The sequence below is a fragment of the Nonomuraea rhizosphaerae genome (assembly GCF_019396405.1).
Taxonomy (GTDB): domain Bacteria; phylum Actinomycetota; class Actinomycetes; order Streptosporangiales; family Streptosporangiaceae; genus Nonomuraea; species Nonomuraea rhizosphaerae.
The window spans coordinates 1-7,477 of the sequence record NZ_JAHKRL010000365.1 but is presented as its reverse complement, the minus strand read 5'-3'; the positions used below and the strand labels follow the sequence as shown (position 1 = coordinate 7,477).

The following is a 7,477-nucleotide window of genomic DNA, read 5'->3' as shown; positions in this document are numbered from 1 at the left end:
CGGGCTGCCGCTGGTGGACCTGGCGCTCAGGCCGCTGGGCCCCTGGCGGGCGGGGCCGGCGACGCTCGCGCGGGCGGCCCGGTTCGGCGCGGCGGCGGCGCTGCCCTTGACGACGCTCGCCGGGCTGGCGTTCAGGACCGAGGAGGGGCGGGCCGCGCTGGCCGGCATGGCCGCCCACTCGATGCTCGACCTGCGCTCGCCCATCACCAGCGGGTACGGCCTGCTGCTGGCCGCGCTCGGGCACCTGGTGGGCTGGCCGGTGGTGCGGGGCGGGTCGCAGGTGCTGGCCGACGCGCTGGTGGCCAGGCTCAGGGCGCTGGGCGGGGAGGCGGTCGCCGGGCACCGCGTGCGCCACCTGCGCGAGCTGGAGGCGCGGACCGTGGTGCTCGACGTGACGCCCCGGCAGTTCCTGGCCCTGACCGAACCCACACGTGGCCCTGCGAACCGACCTGCCACAGATCTGCCCGCCGCCTACCGGCGCGGGCTGGAGCGTTACCGCTACGGGCCCGGCGTGTTCAAGATGGACTGGGCGCTCGACGGGCCGGTGCCGTGGCGCGATCCGGCGGTGGCCGGCGCGGGGACGGTGCACCTCGGCGGGACGCTGGAGGAGATCGCGCTCAGCGAGGCCGAGACGGCCAGGGGGCGGCACTCGCCCCGGCCGTACGTGCTGCTGGTGCAGCCGTACGCGGCCGACGACAGCAGGGGCGGGCACACGCTGTGGGCGTACTGCCACGTGCCCAACGGGTCGGCGGCCGACATGTCGGACGCCGTCGAGCGGCAGATCGAGCGCTTCGCCCCCGGCTTCCGCGACCGGGTGCTGGCCAGGCACACGATGGGCCCGGCCGAGCTGGAGGCGGTCAACCCGAACCTGGTCGGGGGTGACATCGGGGGCGGGCTGGCCAGTCTCGGGCAGTTCGTCCGGCGGCCGGTGTGGTCGGCCGCGCCGTGGCGGACGCCGCTGCCTGGGGTGTTCCTGTGCTCGTCGGCCACGCCGCCGGGGCCGGGTGTGCACGGCATGGGCGGCTGGCAGGCCGCCCGCCTCGCCCTGCGCGACGACTAGGGCGCGGCGGCCCCCAGCTCCTCGCGGATCGCGGCGGCGAACGCGTCCACGTCCGCCTCCGTCGTGTCGAACGCGCACATCCACCGCACCTCCCCCGTCGCCTCGTTCCACGTGTAGAACCGGAACCGCTTGCGCACCCGCTCGGCCACGTCCCCGGGCAGCACCGCGAACACGGCGTTCGCCTCCACGGGCCGGGTGACCTCCACGCCGGGGACCTCGCGCAGGGCCTCGGCCAGCCGCCGCCCCATGGCGTTGGCCTGGCGGGCGTTGCGCAGCCACAGGTCGCCCGACAGCAGCGCCTCGAACTGCGCCGACACGAATCGCATCTTCGACGACAGCTGCATGAACGTCTTGCGGATGTAGTCGATCCCGTTGGCCGCCTCGGGGTTGAGCACCACGACGGCCTCCCCGTACAGCATGCCGATCTTGGTGCCGCCGAACGACAGTACGTCCACCCCGGCGTCGGTGGTCAGCGCGCGCATGGGGACGTCGAGCGCGGCGGCGGCGTTGGTGAGGCGGGAGCCGTCGAGGTGGACCAGCAGCCCGAGGTCGTGCGCGTGCGCGCAGATCGCGGTGATCTGCTCGGGCGTGTAGACGGTGCCCAGCTCGGTGGTGTTGGAGATGGACACGACACGCGGCTGGGCGCGGTGGACGTCGCCGAACCCCCACGCCTGCCGGTCGATCAGCTCCGGCGTCAGCCTGCCGTCCGGCGTGGGCACGGTCAGCAGCTTGATGCCGCCGGCGACCTCCGGCGCGCCGCCCTCGTCGGTGTGGATGTGGGCGGTCTCGGCGCAGATGACCGCCTCCCAGGGGGCGGTCATGGCGCGCAGTGAGACGACGTTGGCGGCCGTGCCGTTGAAGACCGGCCACGCCCGCGCCCGCTCGCCGAAGTGCCGCTGGAAGACCTCGCGCAGCGACGTGGTGTAGACGTCGTCGCCGTAGGCGATCAGGTGGCCGCCGTTGGCCTCGGCGATGGCCTGGAGGATCTCCGGGTGCACCCCCGCGTAGTTGTCGCTGGCGAAGCTCCTGAGCTCGGGGTCGTGCCGGAGGGTCACTGGGTGAGGTCCAATCTGGTGCCGTTGACTTCCTGGGCGGGACGGTCGTACAGGCCGCCGATCGCCTCGGCGAGGTCGCCGACGTCGGTGAAGCCGGCGAAGCGGGCCTGCGGCTTGGCGGCCCGCATGGCGTCGTTGACCAGGGCTTTGACGACCACGATGACGGCCGCGCTGGAGGTGTCCTTGAGGGCGTCGGCCAGGGCGAGCGTCCACGCCTCGGAGGCGGCCTTGGCGGCGGCGTAGGGGGCGCCGCCCGCGACCGGGCGCTCGGCGGCCTTGGCGGAGACGATCACGAACCGGCCGTTGCCGCTGCGGCGCAGCAGCGGCTCGAAGGCCAGCGAGACGTTCTGCAGGGTGCGGATCAGCAGGTCGTGCAGCGCGTCCCAGTCGTCGAGCGAGGTCTCGGCGAACGACGGCGCGCCGCGCCAGCCGCCCACCAGGTGCACGACGCCGTCCACGCGGCCGTGCTCGGCCTCGACGCGGTCGGCGAGTGCCCGCACGGCGTCGCGGTCGAGGAGGTCGACGTCGTCCTTGTCCACCCCGACCACCGTGTGACCATTTTTCGCGAAATATCCGGTCACGGCCTGGCCTGTCGGCCCGGCGGAACCCGTAACCAGAATGATCATGCCCTGATCCCCTTTGTCGACTCGACCACCTCGGCCAGCTTACGGCGCAGCGCCTCGTAGAACATGCTCAGGGGGAACTCGTCCGGCAGCACCGCGTCCACCTTGGCCTTCTGCTCGGTGGGCAGAGCGCCGACGCCCTGGGCCCACACCGATTCCGGGTGCGGCGCGACGTACGCGCTGACCAGCTCGTGGGCCGCCAGCCAGTGCGCGAGCTTGCTGCGGTCGATGCTGTCGCGGTACAGCTTCTCGACCTCGCCCCGCAGGTCGGCCACGCCGTCCGGGACGCGCTCCCAGTCGATGGCGAGCCGGTTGTCGGTCCAGCGCACCACGTCGTTGCGGTGCAGGTAGGCGAACAGGAGCTGGCCGCCGAGCCCGTCGTAGTTGCGCACCCGCTCGCCGGTGATCGGGAAGCGGAAGAGCCGGTCGAACAGGATGGCGCGCTGCACGTACCGGGCGTGCGGCACGCCCCGCCCCTCCAGCCGCACGGCCTCGCCGAACGCGGTCAGGTCACAGCGCAGCTCCTCCAGCGAGTACAGCCAGTACGGCATGCGCTGCTTGATCATGAACGGATCGAACGGCAGGTCGCCGTGGCTGTGCGTCCGGTCGTGGATCAGGTCCCACATGACGAAGGTGTCCTGCGCCAGCCGCTGCGACTCCAGCAGCCGGGCGGCGTCCGGCGGCAGGTCGAGCTTGAGCGTGGCGGCGGCGGCGGTGGCGACGCGCCGGAACCTGGCCGCCTCCCGGTCGGCGAAGATCCCGCCCCAGGTGAACCGGGAGGGCGCCTCGCGCACGGCGACGGTCTCGGGGAAGAGCACGGCCGAGTGCGTGTCGTAGCCGGAGGTGAAGTCCTGGAAGGCGATCGGCACGAACATCGGGTTGTCGTACCCGGACGACTCCAGGTCGGCCAGCCAGCCGGGCCAGATCGTCCGGATCCAGACGGCCTCCAGGTTGCGGCCGGGGTTGCCGTTCTGGGTGTACATGGGGAAGACGACCAGGTGCTCCAGGCCGTCGGCGCGCTGGGTGTCGGGGTGGAAGAGGTTCAGGGAGTCGAGGAAGTCGGGGACGCCCAGGTCCTGCTCACGCCATTTGGCCAGGTCCGCCCGTACGGCCTCCAGGTAGGCGGCGTCCTGCGGGAAACTGGGCGCCAGCGCGGCGACCTGCTCGATCACGGCCGACACCAGCGCGGCGGCGCGGGGCTTGTCCCCGGGGACCGAGCCGTCCTTGGCCTGGAGCGGGCGCAGCTCCTCGACCGTCTCCTTGAGCCGCGCGAACAGGCTCGCCTTGCGCTCGTCGCGGGCGCCTTCGGCGTCGTCGTCGGCGGGCACGCGGGCGGCCCAGGTGATGGCGTTGCCCCAGAGCGTACGGTGGTCGTGGTCGTCGATGGAGTCGTCGCCGAACAGGTCCGAGTCGGCGAACACCACGACCCGTCCCCGCCCGTGCCGCACGGCCACGGCCAGCGGCGCGGCGGCCGGGTCGGCGCCGGCCGACGTCGTGAGGAGCACCACGGCGTCCTTGGCGACGCTCAGCGTCCCGGAGCGGTAGAAGCAGGCCGCCTTGACCCCGGCCAGCAGCCCGTCACCGGTGACCCGCTCGCCCATCACCCACGTCGCCACCCCCCGGTGGGCGTGCCCGGGGTCGCGCACGGTGGTGTGCTCGATGCCCACGCCGAAACGTCCCAGCAGCTCGGCCAGGTTGTTGCCGTACTTGTCCTGCTCCTCCTCGGCCAGCACCACGAGCCCGCCGCCGGCCGCGACGAACGCCTCCACGGCGTCGAGCTCGTCACCGGTGAGGACGGGGCTGCCCAGGCCGGTGGTCCGCTCCCACCGCTCACCCGACGGGTGCGCGATGACCAGCACGTCCTGCTCAGCGAGCGTTCCCGCGTCGAGCGGGCCAGACACGTGCGCCGTCACGGTGTGCCCCAGGCGGCGCAGCAGCTCGGCCGCGCGCGCGTAGCTGGTGTCGTCGGGATGGGCGGGGTTGATGGCCTCGGCCACCTCGCGCCTGATCGTCCACGACTCGCTGTGCGCTTCGTCGAACAGCACCCTGGGGAACGCCTGCATGAAATATCTCCCGTTACATAGGTAGTTCAACGGAAAATATACACATAACACCCCTATGTCCCGTTAAACCCTTCCGCATCGTGAGACGTCAGGCGGCGGCGCCGGGCCGGACCACTCCCGACTCGTAGGCGAACACCACCGCCTGGGCCCGGTCACGCAGCCCCAGCTTCATCAGCACCCGCGCGACGTGCGTCTTGACCGTCGCCTCCCCCACGTACAGCCGCCCGGCGATCTCCGCGTTCGTCAGCCCGCGGGCCAGCAGCCCCAGCACCTCCAGCTCGCGCGGCGTCAGGTCGTCCAGGCGCGGCGACGGCGACGGGTCGGCGGCCCAGCCGGCGAACGAGGCGATCACCCGGCTGGTCACCGCCGGGTCGAGCAGCGCGTCGCCGGAGTGCACGACGCGGATGGCCTCGATGAGCTGCTCGGGCGGCGAGACCTTCAGCAGGAAGCCGCTGGTGCCCGCGCGCAGCGCCCCGTACAGGTTCTCGTCGGAGTCGAACGTGGTCAGCGTGATCACCTTGGGCGGCGACGGCGCGTCGAGCATCTCGCGCGCCGCGCTCAGCCCGTCCAGGCGCGGCATCGAGATGTCCATGAGAACGATGTCGGGCGAGGTGCGCCGGACGACCGCGATCGCGTCGCGCCCGTCGGCGGCCTCGCCGACGACCTCCATGCCGGGCTCGCTCTCCACGACCATGCGCAGCCCGGCCCTGACCATCGCCTGGTCGTCGACGATGACGATTCGTATGTCCACAGCGGGACCTTAGATCGCCGATCGCGGCTTGAAAACCCCTGGTCAAGCCGCATCCAACTCAGTTACAAGTCACGACATGTCAGGACCGCTCGGGAGGGGCCGGAACGGGCCGGGACGGGTCACGACAGGGTGACGCTCTGCCGGACCCGGCTCTGGGTGGCGTCGTCGCAGCGGTTCTTCGCGCAGAAGTACATGACCAGCACCGGTTTGGGCTTGCGGTCGATGACGTAGCTGACGAAGCCCAGCCGGTTGCCGCTGTTGCGGTCGCGCAGCGAGCCGTCGTAGCGGGTGGCGTCGCTGTCGCCGGCCCGGTCGGGCACGGGCTGGTCCACCACGATCTCGCCGGGCAGCAGCCCTTCGAGGGTGGCCTTCATCTGGGCGGAGTTCGCGCCGGCGCTGAGCGCGTCGGAGACCTGGACGTACACGCCGACCGCGTTGTCCGGGTCGCCGGTGATGACCTGGTTGACGGCGGTCCAGTCGGCCGCGGCCCCGGACACGAACATCCCCTCGAACTCGCCCACGTGCGGTGAGGCCAGCGCGAACAGGTCCCCGTGCGTCCTGGCCGTCCAGCCCGCCGGGTAGTCGAAGGTGACGGGCGCGGCGACCGTGCTCTGGTAGCGGGACCAGGAGTCGCCCTTCTGGGTCATGATCAGCAGGGCCACCAGCGCCATCGCCGCGACGGCCGCGACGACGGTGAACAGCACCAGCGGCAGCCTGCCGGGCCTGCCCGCCTTCTTCTCCTTGGCCGGCCGCGCGACGGGCGCGGGAGGGGGCGACAGCTCGACGGAGTGCCCGCTGATCGCGTCGCGCAGGGCGCTGACGAACGCGGTGCAGGTGGGGTAACGCTGCTCTGGCGACTTGGCCAGCGCCCGCATCATCACCCGGTCCACCTCCAGCGGCAGCTCCGGCCTGACCTGCGACAGCGGCGTCGGCTGCTCGGCCAGGTGCGCCCACAGCAGCGCGATGTCGTTGTCGCGCTGGAACGGCAGCCGCCCCGACAGCGCCTCGTAGGTGACGCAGGCCAGGGCGTACTGGTCGCACCTGCCGTCGATGTGCTCCTTGTTGATCTGCTCGGGCGACATGTACCGGGGCGTGCCGATGAACTGGTCGGTCTGGGTCAGCCCGGAGATCGACGTGCGGTGCTTGGTGATGCCGAAGTCGGTCAGGTAGACGTGGTCGCCGGCCAGCAGGATGTTGGCCGGTTTCACGTCGCGGTGGATCAGGTCGTGGGCGTGCGCGGCGTCCAGGGCGGCGGCGACCTGGGCGAAGATCTGGTTGCCCTGCCCGATCGGCAGCGCCCCACGGTCGTAGATGAGGCGCCGCAGGTCGAGCCCGTCCACGTAGCGCATGGCGATGTAGAGGACGCCGTCGTCGTCGGCGTTGGCCTCGTAGATGGGGATGATGTTGGGGTGCTCGATGCTGGCGACCGTCCTGGACTCCAGGATGAACCGCTGCCTGAACCGGTCGTCCACGCTGAGCACCGGGTTCAGGATCTTCAGTGCCACCCGCCGGCTCAACCGGGGATCCAGGGCCAGGTACACCACCGCCATGCCGCCCTTGCCGACGATGTCTTCGATGTAGTACCCGGCCACCTCCTGGCCGACGAGCGATCTGTCGTTCACGGGCATCACGTCTCGATGGGGTGGCCGCAGTAGCCGCAGAAGCGGTGCGCGGCCCCCAGCCGCATCCCGCAGGCGGTGCAGTACTTGATCGACGGCTGGTCCTGGGCGTTGAGCTTGTTCCCCGTCTGGTCCTGGGCGTTGAGGTTGTTACCGGTCTGGTCCTGGGCGTTGATCAGCTGCTGCTGTTGCGGGATCACCTGGAACTGCTGCGACCTGCGCACCACGACGGTCTGGCTGGCGCCCTCGTCGAACGGCGCCGACGGCGGGGTGGGCGCGTCCGCGGCGGCGGCCACCGCCGCGGCG

The 7,477-nt window shown here is 71.8% G+C and carries 6 protein-coding genes and 1 pseudogene; 1 reads left to right on the top strand and 6 read right to left on the bottom strand.

Annotated features, from left to right (window positions below):
* Window positions 1-1,060 (top strand): phytoene desaturase family protein (locus tag KME77_RS18480; RefSeq protein ID WP_219469152.1); only part of this gene is annotated, 1,060 nt, incomplete at its 5' end.
* Here KME77_RS18480 and KME77_RS18475 read toward each other — a convergent pair.
* From KME77_RS18475 to KME77_RS18450, 6 genes and pseudogenes are all read right to left on the bottom strand, one after another.
* Complete coding sequence (locus KME77_RS18475; RefSeq protein WP_219469150.1) at window positions 1,057-2,115, bottom strand: threonine aldolase family protein; 1,059 nt, start codon at window positions 2,113-2,115, stop codon at window positions 1,057-1,059. The two genes, KME77_RS18480 and KME77_RS18475, sit on opposite strands and share 4 nt — an antisense overlap.
* Window positions 2,112-2,741: an SDR family NAD(P)-dependent oxidoreductase gene (locus KME77_RS18470; protein ID WP_219469146.1), complete on the bottom strand. Its 630-nt coding sequence runs from the start codon at window positions 2,739-2,741 to the stop codon at window positions 2,112-2,114. The genes KME77_RS18475 and KME77_RS18470 overlap by 4 nt, the downstream gene beginning before the upstream one ends.
* A complete protein-coding gene (locus tag KME77_RS18465; protein WP_219469145.1) occupies window positions 2,738-4,801 on the bottom strand; it encodes a DUF6421 family protein in 2,064 nt (687 codons plus the stop codon). Before KME77_RS18465 ends, KME77_RS18470 begins: the two co-directional genes overlap by 4 nt.
* A gap of 88 nt (window positions 4,802-4,889) precedes the next feature.
* On the bottom strand, window positions 4,890-5,552 hold the full coding sequence (locus KME77_RS18460; protein WP_219469142.1) for a response regulator: 663 nt from the start codon (window positions 5,550-5,552) through the stop codon (window positions 4,890-4,892).
* Window positions 5,553-5,671: 119 nt separating this feature from the next.
* On the bottom strand, window positions 5,672-7,180 hold the full coding sequence (locus KME77_RS18455) for a serine/threonine protein kinase (protein WP_219469138.1): 1,509 nt from the start codon (window positions 7,178-7,180) through the stop codon (window positions 5,672-5,674).
* Window positions 7,180-7,477 (bottom strand): annotated as a pseudogene (locus KME77_RS18450) (hypothetical protein); the annotation flags it as partial. The pseudogene KME77_RS18450 and the gene KME77_RS18455, both read right to left, overlap by 1 nt.